Below are 19,569 nucleotides of genomic sequence, written 5' to 3' on the forward strand. Positions count from 1 at the left end.
GCCCATGTTCGAACCCCTGGTCGCCAATCTCATCACCTCCGCCGCCCGCAGCATCACCGGCGCCCGCAGCCTGTGGCTGGGCTCGGCACCGCGCGCGGTGCAGCGGATCTACTTCGCCAACCACAGCAGCCACGGCGACTTCGTACTGCTCTGGGCCTCCCTGCCGCCGGCCCTGCGCAAACTGACGCGGCCCGTGGCCGGCGCCGACTACTGGCAGAAAAGCAACCTGCGCCGCTACATCATCAATCGGGTGTTCAACGGCGTGCTGATCGACCGCGAGCGCAAGGAGGCTGTGGATAACAACCCCCTGCAACCCATGATCGATGCCCTGGAGAACGGCGACTCGCTGATCATCTTCCCGGAAGGCACGCGCAACCCCGAAGACGGCCTGCTGCCGTTCAAGAGCGGGATCTACCACCTGGCCAAACGTTATCCACAGGTTGAGGTGATTCCGGTGTGGATCGCCAACCTCAACCGGGTCATGCCCAAGGGCCGCTTCCTGCCCCTGCCGCTGCTGTGCACCACCAGTTTCGGCGCCCCCCTGACCCTGGAAGAAGACGAAACCAAGGAACACTTCCTCGAACGCAGCCGCGCCGCGCTGCTGGCCCTGGCCCCGGAGCACGCCTGAGATGGATAAGCAGACCCTGATGTTATTCGGCGGCATCGGCGCCATTCTGGTGCTGGCCTCGCTGATCGGTTTCATCCTCCAGTGGCGCACCCGTGGCGCGCCCAACCCGGTGATCGACAACCTCAATGCGCGGATCAATGCCTGGTGGGTGATGGTGCTGGTGATCGGTATCGCCTTCTGGCTCGGCACCGCGGCGGTGATCCTGCTGTTCTATGCGGTGTCGTTCTACGCCCTGCGGGAATTCCTCACCCTGACCCCGACCCGGCGCAGCGACTACCCGGCCCTGGTGGCGGCCTTCTACCTGGCCCTGCCCCTGCAATACCTGCTGATCTACTCCGACTGGTACGGGCTGTTCTCGATCTTCATTCCGGTCTACGTGTTCCTGCTGCTGCCGATCCTCGCGTCGCTCGGTGGCGACAGCACGCACTTCCTGGAGCGTGCCTCCAAGGTCCAGTGGGGGCTGATGATCGCGGTGTTCTGCGTGTCCTTCGTGCCCGCCCTGCTGACCCTGGACATCGCCGGCTATGAAGGCCGCAACCTGCTGCTGATCGCTTACCTGGTGATCGTGGTGCAGCTCTCGGACGTGCTGCAGTACGTCTGTGGAAAACTCTTCGGCAAGCGCAAGATCGCCCCCAACCTGTCGCCGTCCAAGACCGTGGAAGGCTTTGTCGGCGGCATCCTGCTGGCTTCGATGATCGGCGGGGCGCTGTTCTGGATCACCCCGTTCAATGTCTGGCAGTCATTCCTCATCGCCCTGCTGATCAACCTGCTGGGCTTTGCCGGCGGCATCGTCATGTCGGCGATCAAGCGCGACCGCGGGGTCAAGGACTGGGGGCACATGATCGAGGGCCACGGCGGCATGCTCGATCGCCTGGATTCGGTGTGCTTTGCCGCGCCGATCTTCTTCCACCTGGTGCGCTACTGGTGGACCTGAACCCTTCAACCCGGTAGATGCCCCAATGGCAGGGGCCCCGGGGTTTTCACCGTGTGAATCGCGAAGTTGCTGCGGATGTCGCTGACCCCGGGGATCTTCAGCAAGTGGCCGGTCAGGAAGCGGTCATAGCCACGCAGGTCCGGGACCACCACTTGCAGCAGGAAATCCGATTCACCCGATACCAGGAACGCCGAGATCACCTCCGGCAACTGCAATACCGCCTGGCGGAAGGCTTCGGCCTCGGCATCGTTGTGGCGCTCCACCTTGACCCCGACGAACACGGTCAGCCCCAGGCCCACCTCGTCGCGGTCCAGGGTGGCCTGGTAGCCACGGATCACCCCGGCCTCTTCCAGCATGCGCACCCGACGCAGACAGGGTGACGGCGACAGGCCGATCTCTTCGGCCAGTTGCACGTTGCTCAGGCGACCATCGCGCTGCAGCGCGGCGAGGATCTTGCGGTCATAGGCATCAAGTTTCATGTTTGGCATATCCAGATGGTGATTCCGTTCATTAGTGGAACATTATGCCAATTTCAGCTTTCCCGTTGGTTGATTACGCAAGCACCTGCCCTGCCCTGTGGCCCTAAACTGGGCGCACCGACTCGACAACGAAGGGGGTGCAAGGTGGCGCAACTGTGGATGTATTTCCTGGCTCTGGCGGTGGTCTACCTGCTGCCCGGCCCCGACATGATCCTGCTGCTGCAAACCGGCGCCCGCCAGGGCAAGGCCCAGGCTCTGGCCACCGCGCTGGGCCTGGCCCTGTCCCGCGGCTGCCATGTGGCCCTGGCCGCGCTGGGCCTGGCGGCGCTGTTCAAGGCCGCGCCCTGGACCTTCGACCTGGTACGCCTGGCGGGCGCCGCCTACCTGCTGTGGATTGGTATCCAGTGCCTGCGGGCGAACCTGTTGCCCAACCTTGAGCCCGGCACCGCCGCAGCCACACCCCTGCGCTGGCGCGAGGCGATCCAGCGCGGCCTGTTGACCAACCTGCTGAACCCCAAGGCATTGCTGTTCTGTTCGGTACTGCTGCCGCAGTTCGTCGATCCCCAGGCCGGTGCGGTGGTCCCGCAATTCATGACCTTGGGGGTGCTGCTGGTGGCCGTGGGCGGCCTGTTCGACTGCTGCTACGCCCTGGCCGGTGCCGGGCTGGGCCGCTGGATGCAGCGCAGCCCGTCGGCGCAACGAGTGCAGCAATGGCTGTTCGGCAGCCTGCTGATCGGCTTCGCCCTGCGCCTGACGTTCGTCCAGCAGGCCTGACGACACCTGTAGCCGCTGCCGAGCCTCGGCGAAGCTGCGCGAAGGTCCGCAGGACCTTGCCTGGCGATCCCCGTCAAAATGTTCGCCCCAGAGATCGCCGCGACCGCTGCGTCGGAGTGCCGCCCAGCTCGTACGCAGCCTGCGGCAGCGGCTACAGGATCCTGGGCACGCTTTTATGTCGCCTTGTGCGAGGACACCGCGCGGCGGCGTCGGAACAGGTAGGCCGTCCCCAACAGCAGCACGCCGGCACCGGCGCCGGCAGCCAGCCTGTGCTCGGCCACCGCGGAACGGGATGCGTCCAGCCACTGGGTCAGGTAGCGCTTGTTGGCGCTGCCGAAGTCCGGTTCCTCACAGTTCATGCCGAAGTTGCCGGCCCACTCCACAAAGGGACCGTTCTGCACATAGCGCCGGTAGTACTCGATCTCGGCATCGCTGCCCCGGGTCCAGCGCGCCGCCTTGCACAGCACCGCGGCATAGGCCTGGCTGGTGTGGGGCAGGAAGTCCGCCGCCTGGTTGCCCAGCTCGCCGGCCACGTAGCGATAGTGGTAGCGCACATCGGGTTCGGCAGTGGTGGCCTGCTGGCGCTGCACTTCGTCGGCGCTGATCAGCGGGCCAGCCTGTACCGGCGGGATTTCCAGGCTGTAGCTGCCCCACAGGCTGTGGTAGTCCGGACCCATCTCGTAGCCGAGGATCTCCATCCCCGACGCCCGTGCCAGCTTGCCCGCCTGGTAATAGGCCTCGGCTCGCCGGGTTGGCAGCCAGGCCGACTCGGCGCTGCGCCGGTACTCGCCGTAGGCCTTGGCGATCGCCTGGCGCTCGGGGGTGTAGAAGTAGCCCCAGCCCTCTTCGTAGCGGCCCTCGCGCAACAGCCGCCGGCCCAGCAGTTCGCGCACCTGGGCGGCAATCGGCAGGCTCTCGTAGTAGGCATCGGGCTGCTGGGGGACGAGCGGCGGCGCCGGAACCTGGGCGTCGACGAAATGCTTGAGTTCATCCAGGGTCAGCACCCGCTCAGCCACGGTTGCCGCGTCGTGCCAGTAAATGTCGCCACTGCGGTAGAGCAGCTCGAACGCCTGCACATAGTCGCCACGGTCCAGGGCCAGCAAGGCGCTTTCGCCTTCTACCCGGCAGCCCGGCTTGAGGTCTTCATAGTTGCCGTCGTAGTCGCCGCGAAAGCCCCAGCTCTCGTCCCGGGGGAAAGCCGCGGCGGCCTTGGCGTAAGCGGCTGCGGCCGCAGCCTTGTCGCCGTCGCGCACGGCCAGCTTGGCCCGCAGCCACCAGGCCAGGCCACCGTCGCCGGCATGCTCGAGCAGCAACCGGGTGGTGGCGAAATCGCCGTTCTGGTAATTCAGCGCCGCCAGGCGATCGGCGTTGTCGAACGTGCCGGCGGTGCCCTGGCTCAGCAGCTTGATCAGTTTTTGCTCGGCCTCCGGCTTTTCACCGAAGGACCAGCCCTGGTGCGAAACCAGTGAAGCCGTGAGCAAGCGCGCCACCGAGGGCTGCTTGAGCTGCTCCAGCAATTGCGCGTCCGACAGGCCGCCCAACTCGCCCACCACCTGCTTCAGCGAGCTGTAGCCGACCTCCGACCCCAGCAGGTTCTGGCTGGCATACAGATCGATGGCCTCGCTCCAGTGGTTCTGGTTCTTCAGAATGCGCGCCTCTTCCCCCAGGCTGGCGATGCCCAGCTCCAGGGGGTCGCTGAAGCCGTCGATGCTCAGTTGGCGGGTCTGGACGAAGGCCTGGCGCGCCGCCAGCAAGGTGTCGCTGCGCCCCTGGTCGTCCAGCTCGTTGGCCTCTTCACTGATGGCTTGCAGGGCCCGGCCCAGGGAGTAGGCGGCCCAGGTACTGCGCAGCGCCCGCTGCTCGGCGGGCAGCGCCAGCACCTTGCGGAAATACTCCGCCGCCAGCTCATGATCCCCGGCGCCGAAGGCCACTGCGCCCGCGGTGTAGAGGTTGATCTGCGGCGGCAGGCTGGCCCCTTGCTGCTCCGCCACGCGCCCGTCATTGAGCGTGCGCAACTGCCCGACCAGGGCTTTCTGGGCGTCGTCCAGCCCTTGCTGTTCCGCCCAGTTGCGCGCCTGTACCTCGTAGCTGTCAGGCAGGTTGTAATCGCGGCTGAAGGCATCCTTGACCACTGGCTTGAGCCCGACGATGGGCTTGCCCAGGCGGGACACTTCGAACTGGAAGCTGCCTTCGGGTAACTGCGCCAGGGTCTGCGGGCGATCCTCCAGCAGGCGCATGGGGAAGGTCGGACCGCAGGCCAGGGCCGGGGCCAAGGGCAGGCACAGGCTCAGGCACAGCAGGTAGCGGGATCTAGGGACGAACATGTGCAGCTCCTTGGTCAATTTTTGTACAGCGGGCCCAGCCCACGGCCCGGGTGCCGCCCGCCGCCAGACGGCCGGCCTGCTGGCGGGTCAATAGCAGCTGGCCGTCACGCAGCTCGGCGGAATAACCGCCCAGCCCGTCGAATCCGTCGCATTGGGCAACGGCCAGGGTCAGTTGTTCAGGCAAAGGGCGGTCGAGATTGCCCGGGTTGTCCAAGCGGATATCGAAGAGACCGTCCTGCTCCTGCAGGCTGATGCCCAAGCGGCTGTCCAGCACGTCTCCACGGGCCACCGCGCGCAGGGTATCCAGGCTCCAGGCGCGGACATCGCCCTTGAGCGGCAGGCGAAACCAGATCAGCCCGGCCAGATGGGCCGGCGGATCATTGCGCAGGGTCTTGGCCAGTTGGCTCAGTTGCTCGGGGTCGGCCATCAGCTCCCGGCGCTGGCCCCGGCGCGCAATGGGCGCCTCGCTTTCCACCACTGGAGCCTGGGCGGTGCCGGGCAGCAAGGCCACGCCGTAGGCAGGCAGGGCCAGGTAGAACGGCTTGTCGCTGACCCCAGCCCAGCGCCTGGCCCATTGTTCAGCCTGGTGCGGGTCGAACAGCCCGCGCCGGGGGTCGCTGACCGCATGCACCTGGAGCACGCTGCTGTCGACCTGAGCCAGCAGCCCGGGCAACTCGCGGCTGTCGAGCCAGGCGGGCAGCGCGGTGATGCTCAGGGCCAGCTGCTGCGGCAGCACCTCGCGCAGCCGCCGCAGAAGCCCGGCATAGGCCGGCAGCCGGGCGCTGCCGGCATCGTGGTCGATCTCCAGGCCGGCCAGGGTCAGGCCCTGCCCTTGCCAGTCGGCCAGCAGTTGCTGCACCTGCTGGAGGATGTCGTCCTGGTTCAGGGACGGCAGTTGGCCATCCAGGCGCACCACCGCAATCAGTGGGCGACCGTCTTGCTTGAGCAAGGCGGCGTCGATCCGCGCCCGGCTCCAGCCGGCCTGTGGAAAAGCCTGCAGGGCCAGCACCCGGACGGTGGAAAAGTCCGCCCGCGAGCCTGCCAGGGCGTCGGCGTGGGCCGGGGTCCACTGGCGTTGCCAGATATAGAGTTGCTGATCCAGCGGCGGCCCCTCTTCATGACGACAGGCATTGAGCAGCAGCCCGCAGACCAGCACGGCGCAAAGACGGAGCAAAACCCGGGGGAGCATGAATCGTTGATTCCCTTTAACGCAAAAGCCCCGGAATACCGGGCGCCATACACCTGATCGACATCGCCTGTAGCCGCTGCCGGGCCCACGAGGCAGCGAAAAGAACCGCAGGGCTTTCCCCCCTCACTTACAACCCGCAGCTACCGCGACAAAGCAGCCGCCAGCCTACGCAGCAGCGCGGTTGGCAGCAATCGCCGCAAGGAGTTTTTTCCCGCTTCTACAGGTCCAGCACCAACGCTGGCACCAGGTTATCCACAGCCGCCGGCACCGCGCAGCAGATCAGCACCTGCCCCGGTTCCGGTAACTGTGCAGGCACCTGTGGATAATTCACCTGGCCGCTGATCAACCGAGTCTGGCAAGTGCCGCAGGAGCCGCCACGGCAACTGAATGGCGGATGCAGGCCGGCACTCTCCGCCAGTTGCAGCAGGCTGCCGCTGGCCGGCTCCCAGGACAGCTCCCGGCCGGCCTGCTGGAACCGCACCGCCACGGCCCGGGTGGCGGCAGGCGGTTGGGCAAAGGGCACGGCCTCGGGGTCCGGCCGGCGGCGCAGGGTCGAAGGGCCGAAGGTTTCGGCATGGATCTGCCGGTCGTCGATATCCAGGTCCCGCAGGCTGTCGTACAGGCCCTGGGTAAAGGCCCCGGGGCCGCAGAGCACGAAGTCTGCGCGGTCAAGATCCAGGTCCGGTTGCGCCAGCAGCAGTTGCACATCGATGCGCCCGCAATGATCGAAGCCAGCCCCCGGCCGGGCCCCGGCTTCCGGCTGGCTGAGCAGGCGCAGCAGCCGCACTGAATCCCCAGCCTGCGCCAGCAGGGTTTGCAGCTCCTTGGCAAAGGGTTGCTCGGCAAGCGTGCGCGAACCCTGGATCAACCAGGTGGGCCGGGTATGCCGGGTGCGCAGGCCCTGGTACAGCACCTCCCGCAGCATCGACAGCAACGGTGTGATGCCGACCCCGGCCGCCAGCAGCACCAGTGGCTGTGACGACAGCGCATCGGCAGTGAAACGCCCCTGCGGGGCGCGGGCCTGCAGCAAGTCGCCGACCTTGAGTGCCTGATGCAGGTGGCGGGAAACCTGGCCCTCGCGCTTGACGCTGATACGCAGAAAATCATCGGAAGGCGCGCTGGACAGGCTGTAGGTGCGAATCAGCGGCTGGCCGTCGAGCACGACTTGCACGGGCAGGTGCTGGCCGGGCACAAAGCTCGGGGCGCCGGCTGCATCCGCCGGTTCCAGGTAGAAGGAGCGAATGCTGCTGCTTTCGTCCTCGATCCGGGTCACCCGCAATGGCCGCCACTGCTGGCCCAGGGCCGTGGCGCGCAGCCGAGCCTCGGCTTGCGGCCAACTGCCGGTCAGCAGGCTGTTGGGGGAAAAACCCTGCAACTGCCAACGCAGGGACAGCGCCGCCGGGCGCCGTACCAGCCGCTCCACGGTAAAGCGCCACAACCGCTCGGCGCCCTGGAAGGCCTTGACCAGCGGCCCGTCGTGGATGATTTCGGTGCGGCCGCTGAGCTGCAGCAACTCACCGCTGTGAAAGTCGATGAACAACAAGCCGGCCCGGGGGTTGAGCAGCAGGTTGCCCAGGGTGTTGAAGTGCAGGTTGCCGGCAAAATCCGGGATGGTCAGGCAATTGCCCTCGACCCGGACGAACCCGGCCTGGCCGCCACGGTGGGACACATCCACTGAGCGCTGGCCGTCCAGGTCGACGTAGCTGGCGACAAAGAAAGTGTCGGCGCCACCGATCAGGGCCCGAGCCTCAGGATCCAGGCCGTCGCGATACTGTGCCGGCCGGCTGGCGGGGTCGCTCAAGGCCACCTGCTGCAGCTCGCGCTGCTGGATGTATTGCGGGCAATTGCCGAACGCCTGTTGCACCGTCACGCTGAAGCCGTGGCGGTCCACAGCACTGACCCGGCCATTGAGGCGGTTGCGCCGCCGGGTGTGCAGTTCAATGCCCAGCAAGCCCAGGGCCGCACCTTCCTGCAACTGCACGGGGTCGTCGGCGGCCGGCAGGCTGCCCAGGCGCAGCCGGGTCGCCTCGGGGGCCTGGGCGAAACCGGGCGGGCCTTCGAGAATGCTCGCCCAGGGGTTGCCCTGGGCATCCACCGCGCCCACCAGGATGAACGGCAACTGCCCGTAGAACTGCCGGTGCTGATCCGGCATCGCCTGGCGGATCACCTTGGTGCCAAAGGCCTCCATGCGCTCGGCCACTCCGGCCCGGGCCTGCAACTGCCGCTCGCCGGCATGCCAGGGGGAACTGCTGCTCATGGTGCTGCCTCCGCAGGTGCGCCTCAGGCGCTTTTGAGCCCCGCCGCCGTGGACGGCATGGGCACGAAGCCCGGCAAGGCCTCGATCCGCGCCAGCCAGGCCCGCACGTTGGGATAATCGGCCAGGGACACGTTGCCCTCCGGCGCGTGGGCGATATAGCTGTAGCCGGCGACGTCGGCGATGGTCGCCTGTTCACCCACCAGGAACGGCCGGTTCGCCAGTTCCTGGTCCATGACCTTGAGCAGGCCGTGGGCGCGGGCAATGACCTCCTCGGCATTGAAGGTGGCGCCGAACACCGTGATCAGTCGCGCCGCCGCCGGACCGAAGGCGATCGGCCCCGCCGCCACCGACAACCAGCGCTGTACCTGCGCCGCGCCCACCGGGTCGGTGGGCAACCAGCGGCCGCGGCCATAGCGTTGCGCCAGGTACACCAGGATCGCGTTGGAGTCCGCCAGCACCGTGCCCTGGTCATCGATCACCGGTACTTGGCCAAAGGCGTTGAGGGCCAGGAATTCGGGCTGCTTGTGGGCACCCTGGGCCAGGTCGACAAAGATGGTTTCGGTAGGCAGGTCCAGCAGCGACAGCATCAGCTCGACGCGGTGAGCGTGGCCGGACCGGGGAAAGTTGTAGAACTTGATGGGAAGCAGGGACATGCTCGACTCCGCAGGCTGGGACGCGGTCGAAGGGCCGCGCTGGCAGGGCCATCTTGGTCCATGACGCAAAACAACAGAATCACCAGAAATCGCAATCCGGCATTTCAGCCAGTGCAATAAAGCTGATCAAGTATTGAGCGATGGATGCTCGCGCAGGGCCTGCACGGCGAAATCGACAAAGCTGCGCACCCGCGCCGGCGCCTTGCGACCGCCCTGGTACACCACGTGGATCGGCAAGGGCGGCAGCTCGAAATCCGCCAACACGATCTGCAACTGGCCGGCAGCGACCTGATCGGCCACCTGATAGGACAGCACCCGGGTCAGGCCCAGCCCCAGGCAGGCGGCACTGATGGCGGCCTGGTTGGCGCTCACCAGCAGCCGCGGTTCCGGGCGCAGGCTCAGAGCGCGCCCGGCGTCGTTGAATTGCCAGTGGCGCGCCTGGCCGGTGGAGGATGGCGCAATCAGCGGAGCCTGGCGCAGGTCATCGGGGTGCTGGGGGCAACCTTGGGCCGCCAGGAATCCGGGGGCTGCACAGACCACCCGGCGCACCTGGCCTACTCGGATGCTGTGCTGGCCGCTGTCCGGCAATTCGCCGATGCGCACCGCCACATCGATGCCTTCATCCACCATGTTCGCCACTCGGTCCACCAGCAAGGCGTTGATGCTGACCTGTGGATAACGCTGCAGGTAGCGCACCAGCAGCGGGGTGACGAACAGATCGCCGAACAGCACCGGCGCAGTCAGGCTCAGTTGCCCCCGTGGCTGGGCGTGGATGCCGGCGGCCGAGGCCTCGGCATCCTGCACCTCGGCGAGAATGCGTCGGCAGTCCTCCAGATAACGTTGCCCGGCTTCGCTCAGGTGCACCTTGCGGGTGGTGCGTACCAGCAACTGGGTGCCGATGCGCTGTTCGAGGGCTGCCACGGCCCGGGTGACGCTGGCCGCCGACAGGTTAAGGCGCCGCGCAGCCGCGGCGAACCCCTGCTCCTGGGCGACACAGACGAACACCTGCATTTCCTGAAACCTGTCCATGTCTTATCTCACCTGGCAGCGCCCGCCCGACAGGCGCCCCGCACGCGCAGCATAATCCACGGCCACGACGTCAGGGAGCGCACCAGGTCTGCACCTCGTGCTTGTCGAATCCGGGGCAACGGTTGGTTTTGGCAATCAACCGGTAAGGTTGGTCTTGGGCGTAGGAAAAATAGAAGTAGTACTGCTGATCTTCACCGTATAGCCAATAGGAAGAGGAACCCTGGTTGATCAGAGTCGGTTCAAAGGTCCAGATGGACGATTCGGCAGGAATGAAATTGGTTCGGTCCATCAGCAGCAAGAGGCTGTTGGAGAGCACTGGGGTCAGGACTCCCAGGCCCAGGACAGCCACCATCAGAACGATCATCCATCCATGAATCAGGCGAAGTGTCATTGGTTTTCCATTAGCGCGCTAAAAAATTCCGGCCTGTGCATAAGTCGGGATTCGCCGGGGCGTCCACTGGCACTCGCAGTGGATTCGCAGAACCAAAACTGTCGCACAAAAATAACGCTCTGATTTCAATTGTTTTTCGAAGATCCAACGCGGACAGGCGAGCAAGGACAAGGGTGCACCCCAGACGTTTGGTTCCTTCCCGCCGGCGGCGTGAAGCGCGAGTGGTCCCCTGTGACGACAGACTGCCTTCCAGCTCTTGCCGCGCCCCCGGTTACTCTTTGATAATCCGCCGCTCGGGCCACCCACTGGCCCCAGGGAAGATGCGTATCGCATCGCAGGCGGAGTCTCAGCATGGATGTACAGGCCGCAGCGCGGTTGGGCGACGACATCGCCCATGGATTCGGAGTTGCTGCCATGCTCGCCGGCGCGGTCGCAGGCGCTCTCATTGGCGCGGCCATCATTGCGGCGACCGCGGCAACAGGCGGCCTGGCGGTGGTGATCCTGGCGGGTTCGGTCGCCGCCGGTGGCCTGTCGATGTTCCAGCTGGTGAAGGGGCTGTCGACCATCTTCGATCTGCCCGAGCCAACCACCGGTGAACTCATAAGGGGCAGTCCCAACGTATTCGTCAACTTGCGCAATGCCATGCGTGCCGGCGAGGACGTGTCCAGTTCCTGTACCGGCTTTCCCGTGGCGCATCCCCCCTGGCCCTTCCCGGTCACCATCGCCGAAGGCAGCGCTACCGTGTACATCAACGGCAAGCCGGCGGCGCGACTGAGCAGCAAGATGACCTGCGGCGCGCATATCAAGTCCGGTAGCCCGAACACCTTCATCGGCGGTCCGACGCTGCAGGTGGAATTCGTGCTGGATATCGAGGGCTGGCTGCATACCGGCCTGGAGGCGCTGGGCCTGGTCGCCGCCGCCGGCGCGCTGGTGCTGGCCGCCATGGCCGGCCTCGCGGCCCTGCTGACCACCGTGGCGGTGGGGGCCGCGATCTATGGCGGCATGGAGTTGCTGGGCCAGCTCGGCGACCGGCTCGGCCCGGGCTACCGTGACCTGCTGCAAGGTATCGCCGGCCTGGCGCTGCTCGGCGCCGGGCCGAAAATGGCCAAGTTGAGCGCCGAACGCAATGCCGCGCGACTGGCCAACCAGTCGCAGGTGCTCGAGGTGCGCACGGCCGCCCAGGTCAACGAGGCGATGGTCGCCGAGGGCAACTTGCCGGCTTGGCTGGAAGGCACCCAGGTCAAGACCGAAATAGTGCCACCGGGAAGGCAATACCAGATGGTCGTCGCCAAGGGCCAGGCCGAAGCCATCATGCAGGGCAAGCCAGCCTTCGGAGGTTTCGCCGCCCCCGAGCCGATTCCCAGCCAGGCCTATGCTCGGGATAAACTGGTGATCCTCGATCGATTCAAGACAGACGTATCCCATGTGATCACCGTCGAAACCACCGCACCGCAAAAGATTCACAGTGGTATCACCGGCCCGCTGGAGAACTACAAGGGCGGCGTGCAGCAGGTGGAGTTCGTCGGTGACAGGAATCTGAAAATTGTCGGCACGCCTGGTGTGCTGCCTGTGGAGTGAAAGTTGTGATTAGTGATTTCGAGCGGATCCGCGAAGACGGCAAGGTCATCGACGAAAACATGACGGTGGACCAGATGATCGCCCTGGGGTGGTCTCCTTGCCGGGTCGTCGAGGCTCGCTGGCGCTGGCAGGAACAGCTCCTGAGCGTGGTCAACAGCCGCGGCCTGCTGGCGATCGTGGTGCCGGATCGGCAACACCTGGCCATCCTGTGGAACGATGACGATACGGGCGTGGCCGCAACCCTCTACGTGGTCTCCGGCGACCGCCAGCAACAGATCAGGATTGCCGACCAGTTACTGATCAATGGCCAGCTCGAGGCAGGTATCTACAGCTGGTTCGAACAGTTCCCGCAGGTTTCGCCCAGCATCTTTACCTGCATGTTCAGCCGTCAGCGTGACCAGGCAATGTTCAGGGTGGATATCGACGCGTCGACTGGCGACATTGTTTCGATACAGCATTCGCGCTGAGCGCTGTTCAGCGCCGCCACGCCTGAGCGACGAGCGCTGCAGGCAGGCAAAGGGAAATAACAAAGAGGGGAGCTTGGCTGGGCTCCCCTCTTGCTGTGTCAGCTTCGATGATCCAGGACCATCACTTGAGTGATAGTGAAGATTAAAGACTGTCTCGCCGGCCCAAGAAAATATCGCCCCGAATGCTGTCGCGGAATTGTTTCCTACTGATGCTGGCAGCGGCATGGCGCTGAGATGGGCTTGCCAATTTGGCAACCCATCACAGTAGAGAGAGGCCTGATATGCCCACTTTGAATCCTGCAATCACGCTGGTCGGCAACCTTGACCAATTCAACCATGATGGTTTCGAGATCGAAGCCATGAACTTCCTCTTCGATCGCCTTGATCGTGGCAACCTGACGGTGGATGGCGAGCCCCTGTACATTGGCAATCAAGCTGTCCATCACTACACCTGGCGCGACAAACAACGTAACCGCACCTGCTCAATGTTCTACACGTATGGCAATACCCCGAGCAGTCATCTTTCGGTTTATGGCCTGGGCAAACACGTTGGTGACAGCGACAAGGAATACGCGCTCTACACCTGGATCGACAAGAAAGAACAGCTGTACACCCTGGCCCCAACCCGCAGCGATTCACGCTTTCGCTCGCTGCTAGCGCCCAACTGAGTCGGCGCCATGTGAAGCAGCCCCCTGCAACAAGGCGCTCATCTGGAGCGCCTTGTTGCAAGAGCGAGCACCTGGGCGGTCACTGTGGACAACTCACTCCACGGTCACCGACTTGGCGAGGTTGCGCGGCTGGTCGACGTCGGTGCCCTTGAGCACGGCCACGTAGTAGGACAGCAGCTGCAGCGGGATGGTGTAGAGGATCGGCGAGAGGATGTCGTGGATGTGCGGCATCTGGATCACGTGGGTGCCTTCGCCATTGGTCATGCCGGCCTGCTCGTCGGCGAACACGATCAGCTCGCCGCCACGGGCGCGCACTTCCTGCAGGTTGGACTTGAGCTTTTCCAGCAGCTCGTTGTTCGGTGCCACGGTAACCACCGGCATGTCGTTATCCACAAGCGCCAGGGGGCCGTGCTTGAGCTCGCCGGCCGGATAGGCTTCGGCGTGGATGTAGGAAATCTCCTTGAGCTTGAGCGAGCCTTCCATCGCCACCGGGTACTGGGCACCACGGCCGAGGAACAGGGTGTGGTGCTTGTCGGCAAACAGCTCGGCCGTTTTTTCCACCACGCCATCCATGGCCAGGGCTTCGCCCAGGCGGATCGGCAGGCGACGCAGCTCTTCCACCAGCTCGGCTTCCACGCCGGCGGCCAGGGTGCCACGTACCTGGCCCAGGGACAGGGTCAGCAGCAGCAGGCCCACCAGTTGGGTGGTGAAGGCCTTGGTGGAGGCCACGCCGATCTCGCGACCGGCCTGGGTCAGCAGGGTCAGGTCCGATTCACGCACCAGGGAGCTGATGCCGACGTTGCAGATCGCCAGGCTGGCGAGGAAGCCCAGCTCCTTGGCATTGCGCAGAGCGGCCAAAGTGTCGGCGGTTTCGCCGGACTGGGAGATGGTCACGAACAGGGTGTCGGGCTGCACCACCACCTTGCGGTAGCGGAACTCGCTGGCCACTTCCACCTGGCAGGGAATACCGGCCAGTTCTTCCAGCCAGTAACGGGCGACCATGCCGGCATGGTAGCTGGTGCCGCAGGCGACGATCTGCACATTGCGCACCTTGGCGAACAGCTCGGCGGCTTGCGGACCGAAGGCCTGGACCAGTACCTGGTTGGCGCTCAGGCGGCCTTCCAGGGTGCGCTGCACCACGGATGGCTGCTCGTGGATTTCCTTGAGCATGAAGTGGCGGAACTCGCCCTTCTCTGCCGCTTCGGCGCCATCGCGGTACTGCACCGCTTCGCGTTCCACGGCCTTGCCGTTGATGTCCCAGATCTGCACGCTGTCGCGGCGGATTTCGGCGATATCACCTTCTTCCAGGTACATGAAGCGGTCGGTGACCTGGCGCAGGGCCAACTGGTCGGAGGCGAGGAAGTTTTCCCCCAGGCCCAGGCCGATCACCAGCGGGCTGCCGCTGCGGGCCGCAACCAGGCGGTCCGGCTGGCTGGCGCTGATCACGGCCAGGCCGTAGGCACCATGCAGCTCCTTGACGGTGGCCTTGAGGGCCTTGGTGAGGTCTCCCAGGTCCTTGAGCTTGTGGTTCAGCAAGTGGGCGATGACTTCGGTGTCGGTGTCCGAAGTGAACTCGTAACCCAGGGCGCCGAGCTGCGCGCGCAAGGCTTCGTGGTTCTCGATGATGCCGTTGTGCACGATCGCCAGGTCGCCGGAGAAATGCGGGTGGGCGTTACGTTCGCATGGCGCACCGTGGGTGGCCCAGCGGGTGTGGGCGATGCCCAGGCGGCCGACCAGCGGCTCACTGGCCAGGGCCTGCTCCAGTTCGCTGACCTTGCCCGGACGCCGCATGCGCTCCAGCTTGCCCGCATTGGTATAGACCGCCACACCGGCGCTGTCGTAGCCGCGGTATTCGAGGCGCTTGAGGCCTTCCAGCAAAATGGCGGTGATATTGCGTTCAGCAACGGCGCCAACAATTCCACACATGGTTTCTCTCCTAGCTGACAGCCGCGCAAATCAGAGTTATGCCGCGGGCCTGGATCTGGTCGCGGACCTCTAAGGGCAGGCGATCATCGGTAATAAGGGTATGGACGCTGCTCCACGGCAGCTCCAGGTTGGGAATCTTGCGGCCGATCTTGTCGGATTCGACCATCACCACCACTTCCCGGGCCACTTCGGCCATGACCCGGCTCAAACCCAGCAGTTCGTTGAAGGTGGTAGTGCCACGGGCCAGATCGATGCCATCGGCACCGATAAACAGCTGGTCGAAGTCGTATGAGCGTAGAACCTGCTCGGCCACCTGGCCCTGGAAGGACTCGGAATGCGGGTCCCAGGTGCCACCGGTCATCAACAGCACCGGTTCGTGCTCCAGCTCGCTCAGGGCGTTGGCCACATTCAGCGAGTTGGTCATGACCACCAGGCCAGGCTGCAGGCCCAGCTCGGGGATCATCGCGGCGGTGGTGCTGCCACTGTCGATGATGATCCGGGCATGCTCACGGATACGCTGCACCGCAGCGCGGGCAATGGCCTGCTTGTAGAGGGATACGGGCTGGCCAATATCGCTGACCAGTTCCTGGGGCATGGTGATCGCTCCACCATAACGGCGCAGCAGCAAGCCATTGCTCTCCAGGGCGGCCAGGTCCTTTCGAATCGTAACTTCAGAGGTTTCGAAACGCTTGGCCAACTCGTCAACGCTCACTTCGCCCTGTTCATTGAGCAAGGCGAGGATATTGTGGCGACGTTGAGGTGTGTTGCGTTTTGACATGATGGCTTTAAGTTTCGATTCGAAAGATAACGGAAGCAATAAAAACCCAAGATCGAAACTTCGTCAAGCGCGCAGGTGAAAAAAATCGCCGGCAAGCCGGCTCCTACAGATGGGTGTAAGAGCCAGCTTGCCGGCGAACAGGGTTCCGCGGTTGTGGATAACCTCAGTCCTTCTTGATCTTCTCCGGCCGTTTCCAGCCATCGATGTTCTTCTGCCGGGCGCGGCCGACCGCCAGTTGAGCCGGGGCCACATCCTGGGTGATGGTGGAACCGGCAGCCGTGGTGGCGCCGGAGGAGATATCCACAGGTGCTACCAACGAGTTGTTGGAGCCGATGAACACGTCTTCGCCCATGATCGTCTTGTGCTTGTTCACCCCATCGTAGTTGCAGGTGATGGTGCCGGCGCCAATGTTGGTGCGCGCACCGATCACCGCGTCGCCCAGGTAGGTCAGGTGGCCGGCCTTGGCACCCTGGCCCAGGTGGGCATTCTTCAGTTCGACGAAGTTACCCACATGAGCCCTGGCTTCCAGCACGGTACCGGGACGCAGCCGAGCGAACGGACCGGCATCGCTGCCCTCGCCCATCACCGCGCCATCGAGGTGGCTGTTGGCCTTGATCACCGCGCCCTTGCGCAGGGTGCTGTCCTTGATCACGCAGTTGGGGCCGATGATCACGTCGTCCTCGATCACTACCCGGCCTTCGAGAATCACGTTGATGTCGATCAGCACATCACGGCCAACAATGACTTCACCACGCACATCAAAACGTGCCGGGTCGCGCAAGGTCACGCCCTGGGCCATCAACCGGCGGCCAGCCCGCAGCTGGTAGTGCCGCTCCAGCTCGGCCAGTTGCTTGCGGTCGTTGGCGCCCTGCACTTCCATGGCGTCGTGGGGCTGCTCGGTGGCGACGATCAGGCCGTCGCTGACCGCCATGGCGATCACGTCGGTGAGGTAGTACTCGCCCTGGGCGTTGTTGTTGGACAGCCGGCCGGTCCAGTCGCCCAGGCGCTTGCCGGGCACTGCGAGAATGCCGGTGTTGCCTTCGGTGATGGCGCGGGTGGCTTCGTCAGCATCCTTCTGCTCGACAATGGCGACGACTTTGCCGTCGGCATCACGAACGATGCGCCCGTAGCCGGTGGGGTCGTCCAGCTCGACGGTAAGCAGGCCCAGTTGCTCCGGCCCCACCTGCTTGAGCAGGCGCTGCAGGGTCTCGACTTCGATCAGCGGCACGTCGCCGTAGAGGATCAGCACCGTGTCAGCAGTGATAAAAGGCACGGCCTGGGCCACCGCATGGCCGGTGCCCAGTTGCTTGTCCTGCAACACGAAATTCAGGTCATCGGCCGCCAAACGCTCACGCACCGCATCCGCACCGTGGCCGATCACCACATGGATACGCTGTGGGTCGAGTTGCCGGGCGCTGTGGATAACATGCCCGAGCATGGAGTTGCCGGCGACCGGGTGAAGAACCTTGGGCAGCGCCGAACGCATGCGGGTGCCCTGGCCTGCGGCGAGGATAACGATTTCGAGAGACATGACTGGCTACCAATCCTGGGTGGTCGGCGACTGCGACCAGAGGGGGTGAATGGCGGAAAATAAAAAGGGTAGCCGAGGCTACCCTTTTTAATCAATCACACAGAAAGCCTGCGGCTTAGCCGCCGAACTTCTTGCGGATCTGCTGGACGGTACGCAGCTGAGCTGCGGCCTCGGCCAGACGTGCAGCAGCAGAACCGTAGTCGAAATCTGCGCCTTTTTCATTCAGGGCCTTCTCAGCAGCCTTGACGGCTTCCTGAGCGGAGGCTTCGTCCAGGTCGGCAGCACGTTGCACGGTGTCGGCAAGAACCTTGACCATGTTCGGCTGAACCTCGAGGAAACCACCGGAGATGTAAAACACCTCGGCTTCCCCGCCCTGCTTGATCAAGCGGATCGGACCTGGCTTCAGGTTGGTGATCAGCGGTGCGTGACCCAGAGCGATACCAAGATCACCCAGTTCACCGTGCGCAACCACCATCTCCACCAGACCGGAGAAGATTTCCCCTTCCGCGCTGACGATATCGCAATGGACTGTCATAGCCATCTGCTTGCCTCAACCTAAATTAGCGCCCGTTGCCGGGCGCCGGGATTACAGTTTCTTGGCTTTCTCGATCGCTTCGTCGATGCCGCCGACCATGTAGAACGCTTGTTCTGGCAGGTGGTCGTAGTCACCGTTGAGGATGCCTTTGAAGCCAGCGATGGTGTCTTTCAGGGAAACGTATTTGCCTGGAGAACCAGTGAAGACTTCAGCCACGAAGAACGGCTGCGACAAGAAGCGCTGGATCTTACGAGCGCGGGATACCAACTGCTTGTCGGTTTCCGACAGCTCGTCCATACCCAGGATCGCAATGATGTCCTTCAGCTCTTTGTAACGCTGCAGTACGTACTGAACGCCGCGAGCGGTCTCGTAGTGTTCGTTGCCGATCACGTTCGGGTCCAGCTGACGGGAAGTCGAGTCCAGTGGGTCTACCGCTGGGTAGATACCCAGGGAAGCGATGTCACGGGACAGAACGACGGTGGCGTCCAAGTGGGCGAAGGTGGTCGCTGGCGACGGGTCGGTCAAGTCGTCCGCAGGTACGTATACCGCTTGGATCGAGGTGATCGAGCCTTGCTTGGTCGAAGTGATACGTTCTTGCAGAACGCCCATCTCTTCAGCCAGGGTCGGCTGGTAGCCTACTGCGGAAGGCATACGGCCCAGCAGTGCGGATACTTCGGTACCGGCCAGGGTGTAACGGTAGATGTTGTCGACGAACAGCAGAACGTCGTTACCTTCGTCACGGAACTTCTCGGCCATGGTCAGGCCGGTCAGGGCTACGCGCAGACGGTTTCCCGGCGGCTCGTTCATCTGGCCGTAGACCAGTGCCACTTTGTCCAGAACGTTGGAGTCCTTCATCTCGTGGTAGAAGTCGTTACCCTCACGAGTACGCTCACCCACACCGGCGAACACGGAATAACCGCTGTGCTCGATGGCGATGTTACGGATCAGTTCCATCATGTTTACGGTCTTGCCTACACCGGCACCACCGAACAGACCGACTTTACCGCCCTTGGCGAACGGGCAAACCAGGTCAATTACCTTGATCCCGGTTTCCAGCAGGTCGTTGCCGCCTGCCTGTTCTGCGAAGGAAGGTGCTGGACGGTGGATGCCCCAACGCTCTTCTTCACCGATAGGACCGGCTTCGTCGATTGGGTTGCCCAGTACGTCCATGATCCGGCCCAGGGTCGCTTTACCGACCGGTACGGAGATGGCTGCGCCAGTGTTGTTGACGTCCAGACCGCGCTTCAAGCCTTCGGTGGAGCCCATCGCAATGGTACGCACCACGCCGTCGCCCAGCTGCTGCTGAACTTCCAGAGTGGTTTCGGCGCCTTGAACCTTCAAGGCGTCGTAGATGCTCGGTACGCTGTCGCGTGGAAATTCCACGTCGATAACGGCGCCGATGATTTGAACGATACGTCCGCTACTCAT

The 19,569-nt window shown here is 64.2% G+C and carries 18 protein-coding genes; 6 read left to right on the top strand and 12 right to left on the bottom strand.

The features are described from left to right. Positions 1 to 4 precede the first annotated feature (4 nt). Both AC1RGE_RS24415 and AC1RGE_RS24420 read left to right on the top strand, forming a co-directional pair. Positions 5 to 628 (top strand): lysophospholipid acyltransferase family protein, encoded by a 624-nt coding sequence (locus AC1RGE_RS24415; protein WP_011064364.1) that lies wholly within the window; start codon positions 5 to 7, stop codon positions 626 to 628. A 1-nt stretch (position 629) separates the two neighbouring features. Beyond that, positions 630 to 1,562 carry a phosphatidate cytidylyltransferase gene (locus tag AC1RGE_RS24420; RefSeq protein WP_011064365.1) on the top strand — a complete coding sequence of 311 codons (933 nt, stop codon included), beginning with the start codon at positions 630 to 632 and terminating at the stop codon, positions 1,560 to 1,562. 5 nt (positions 1,563 to 1,567) lie between these two features. Here AC1RGE_RS24420 and AC1RGE_RS24425 read toward each other — a convergent pair whose 3' ends face one another. Then, complete coding sequence (locus AC1RGE_RS24425; RefSeq protein ID WP_011064366.1) at positions 1,568 to 2,041, bottom strand: Lrp/AsnC family transcriptional regulator; 474 nt, start codon at positions 2,039 to 2,041, stop codon at positions 1,568 to 1,570. Between the two features lie 159 nt (positions 2,042 to 2,200). On the opposite strand from AC1RGE_RS24425, the gene AC1RGE_RS24430 reads away from it, so the two are divergent. Next, positions 2,201 to 2,815, top strand: coding sequence for a LysE family translocator (locus AC1RGE_RS24430; protein ID WP_015637564.1), 615 nt, complete (start codon positions 2,201 to 2,203; stop codon positions 2,813 to 2,815). A 173-nt stretch (positions 2,816 to 2,988) separates the two neighbouring features. Here AC1RGE_RS24430 and AC1RGE_RS24435 read toward each other — a convergent pair whose 3' ends face one another. From AC1RGE_RS24435 to AC1RGE_RS24460, 6 genes are all read right to left on the bottom strand, one after another. Continuing rightward, positions 2,989 to 5,139 (bottom strand): hypothetical protein, encoded by a 2,151-nt coding sequence (locus AC1RGE_RS24435; RefSeq protein WP_065364986.1) that lies wholly within the window; start codon positions 5,137 to 5,139, stop codon positions 2,989 to 2,991. Further along, positions 5,126 to 6,328, bottom strand: coding sequence for a DUF3142 domain-containing protein (locus AC1RGE_RS24440; protein WP_019095998.1), 1,203 nt, complete (start codon positions 6,326 to 6,328; stop codon positions 5,126 to 5,128). Before AC1RGE_RS24440 ends, AC1RGE_RS24435 begins: the two co-directional genes overlap by 14 nt. A gap of 217 nt (positions 6,329 to 6,545) precedes the next feature. Continuing rightward, complete coding sequence (locus tag AC1RGE_RS24445; RefSeq protein WP_103290859.1) at positions 6,546 to 8,585, bottom strand: 2Fe-2S iron-sulfur cluster-binding protein; 2,040 nt, start codon at positions 8,583 to 8,585, stop codon at positions 6,546 to 6,548. Positions 8,586 to 8,608: 23 nt separating this feature from the next. Further along, on the bottom strand, positions 8,609 to 9,238 hold the full coding sequence (locus AC1RGE_RS24450) for a glutathione S-transferase family protein (RefSeq protein ID WP_011064371.1): 630 nt from the start codon (positions 9,236 to 9,238) through the stop codon (positions 8,609 to 8,611). Positions 9,239 to 9,364: 126 nt separating this feature from the next. Further along, entirely contained in the window at positions 9,365 to 10,267 is a 903-nt protein-coding gene (locus AC1RGE_RS24455) for a LysR family transcriptional regulator (protein ID WP_123472578.1), read from the bottom strand. Between the two features lie 70 nt (positions 10,268 to 10,337). Continuing rightward, positions 10,338 to 10,658: a hypothetical protein gene (locus tag AC1RGE_RS24460; RefSeq protein ID WP_011064373.1), complete on the bottom strand. Its 321-nt coding sequence runs from the start codon at positions 10,656 to 10,658 to the stop codon at positions 10,338 to 10,340. A gap of 351 nt (positions 10,659 to 11,009) precedes the next feature. Between AC1RGE_RS24460 and AC1RGE_RS24465 the strand changes: the two genes are divergently transcribed. The 3 genes from AC1RGE_RS24465 (at position 11,010) to AC1RGE_RS24475 (ending at position 13,371) form a co-directional block, all read left to right on the top strand. After that, complete coding sequence (locus AC1RGE_RS24465; RefSeq protein WP_015637569.1) at positions 11,010 to 12,236, top strand: PAAR domain-containing protein; 1,227 nt, start codon at positions 11,010 to 11,012, stop codon at positions 12,234 to 12,236. Between the two features lie 5 nt (positions 12,237 to 12,241). Next, positions 12,242 to 12,703: a hypothetical protein gene (locus AC1RGE_RS24470; protein ID WP_011064375.1), complete on the top strand. Its 462-nt coding sequence runs from the start codon at positions 12,242 to 12,244 to the stop codon at positions 12,701 to 12,703. A gap of 281 nt (positions 12,704 to 12,984) precedes the next feature. Further along, positions 12,985 to 13,371, top strand: a complete 387-nt coding sequence (locus AC1RGE_RS24475) for a hypothetical protein (RefSeq protein WP_015637570.1) — start codon at positions 12,985 to 12,987, stop codon at positions 13,369 to 13,371. A 93-nt stretch (positions 13,372 to 13,464) separates the two neighbouring features. On the opposite strand, the gene glmS is transcribed toward AC1RGE_RS24475, so the two are convergent. The 5 genes from glmS to atpD all read right to left on the bottom strand — a co-directional run bounded on the left by glmS (position 13,465) and on the right by atpD (position 19,569). Continuing rightward, the gene (gene glmS, locus AC1RGE_RS24480; RefSeq protein WP_019095991.1) at positions 13,465 to 15,297 is read right to left on the bottom strand and encodes a glutamine--fructose-6-phosphate transaminase (isomerizing); all 1,833 of its coding nucleotides are present in this window, start codon (positions 15,295 to 15,297) and stop codon (positions 13,465 to 13,467) included. Between the two features lie 10 nt (positions 15,298 to 15,307). Beyond that, on the bottom strand, positions 15,308 to 16,078 hold the full coding sequence (locus AC1RGE_RS24485; RefSeq protein WP_169892547.1) for a DeoR/GlpR family DNA-binding transcription regulator: 771 nt from the start codon (positions 16,076 to 16,078) through the stop codon (positions 15,308 to 15,310). Positions 16,079 to 16,238: 160 nt separating this feature from the next. Then, positions 16,239 to 17,606, bottom strand: a complete 1,368-nt coding sequence (gene glmU / locus AC1RGE_RS24490) for a bifunctional UDP-N-acetylglucosamine diphosphorylase/glucosamine-1-phosphate N-acetyltransferase GlmU (protein WP_019093019.1) — start codon at positions 17,604 to 17,606, stop codon at positions 16,239 to 16,241. A 115-nt stretch (positions 17,607 to 17,721) separates the two neighbouring features. Next, positions 17,722 to 18,147: a F0F1 ATP synthase subunit epsilon gene (locus AC1RGE_RS24495; protein WP_011064380.1), complete on the bottom strand. Its 426-nt coding sequence runs from the start codon at positions 18,145 to 18,147 to the stop codon at positions 17,722 to 17,724. 45 nt (positions 18,148 to 18,192) lie between these two features. Beyond that, positions 18,193 to 19,569, bottom strand: coding sequence for a F0F1 ATP synthase subunit beta (atpD, locus tag AC1RGE_RS24500; protein ID WP_011064381.1), 1,377 nt, complete (start codon positions 19,567 to 19,569; stop codon positions 18,193 to 18,195).

The sequence above is a fragment of the Pseudomonas sp. GW823-FHT02C05 genome (genome assembly GCF_058797595.1).

What these genes read in the sequence shown, in the direction of transcription:
- AC1RGE_RS24415 (WP_011064364.1), top strand. Translation starts at nt 5, where the DNA reads ATGTTCGAACCCCTGGTCGCCAATCTCATCACCTCCGCCGCCCGCAGC.
- AC1RGE_RS24420 (WP_011064365.1), top strand. Translation starts at nt 630, where the DNA reads ATGGATAAGCAGACCCTGATGTTATTCGGCGGCATCGGCGCCATTCTG.
- AC1RGE_RS24425 (WP_011064366.1), bottom strand. Translation starts at nt 2,041, where the DNA reads ATGAAACTTGATGCCTATGACCGCAAGATCCTCGCCGCGCTGCAGCGC.
- AC1RGE_RS24430 (WP_015637564.1), top strand. Translation starts at nt 2,201, where the DNA reads ATGTATTTCCTGGCTCTGGCGGTGGTCTACCTGCTGCCCGGCCCCGAC.
- AC1RGE_RS24435 (WP_065364986.1), bottom strand. Translation starts at nt 5,139, where the DNA reads ATGTTCGTCCCTAGATCCCGCTACCTGCTGTGCCTGAGCCTGTGCCTG.
- AC1RGE_RS24440 (WP_019095998.1), bottom strand. Translation starts at nt 6,328, where the DNA reads ATGCTCCCCCGGGTTTTGCTCCGTCTTTGCGCCGTGCTGGTCTGCGGG.
- AC1RGE_RS24445 (WP_103290859.1), bottom strand. Translation starts at nt 8,585, where the DNA reads ATGAGCAGCAGTTCCCCCTGGCATGCCGGCGAGCGGCAGTTGCAGGCC.
- AC1RGE_RS24450 (WP_011064371.1), bottom strand. Translation starts at nt 9,238, where the DNA reads ATGTCCCTGCTTCCCATCAAGTTCTACAACTTTCCCCGGTCCGGCCAC.
- AC1RGE_RS24455 (WP_123472578.1), bottom strand. Translation starts at nt 10,267, where the DNA reads ATGGACAGGTTTCAGGAAATGCAGGTGTTCGTCTGTGTCGCCCAGGAG.
- AC1RGE_RS24460 (WP_011064373.1), bottom strand. Translation starts at nt 10,658, where the DNA reads ATGACACTTCGCCTGATTCATGGATGGATGATCGTTCTGATGGTGGCT.
- AC1RGE_RS24465 (WP_015637569.1), top strand. Translation starts at nt 11,010, where the DNA reads ATGGATGTACAGGCCGCAGCGCGGTTGGGCGACGACATCGCCCATGGA.
- AC1RGE_RS24475 (WP_015637570.1), top strand. Translation starts at nt 12,985, where the DNA reads ATGCCCACTTTGAATCCTGCAATCACGCTGGTCGGCAACCTTGACCAA.
- glmS (WP_019095991.1), bottom strand. Translation starts at nt 15,297, where the DNA reads ATGTGTGGAATTGTTGGCGCCGTTGCTGAACGCAATATCACCGCCATT.
- glmU (WP_019093019.1), bottom strand. Translation starts at nt 17,606, where the DNA reads ATGTCTCTCGAAATCGTTATCCTCGCCGCAGGCCAGGGCACCCGCATG.
- AC1RGE_RS24495 (WP_011064380.1), bottom strand. Translation starts at nt 18,147, where the DNA reads ATGGCTATGACAGTCCATTGCGATATCGTCAGCGCGGAAGGGGAAATC.
- atpD (WP_011064381.1), bottom strand. Translation starts at nt 19,569, where the DNA reads ATGAGTAGCGGACGTATCGTTCAAATCATCGGCGCCGTTATCGACGTG.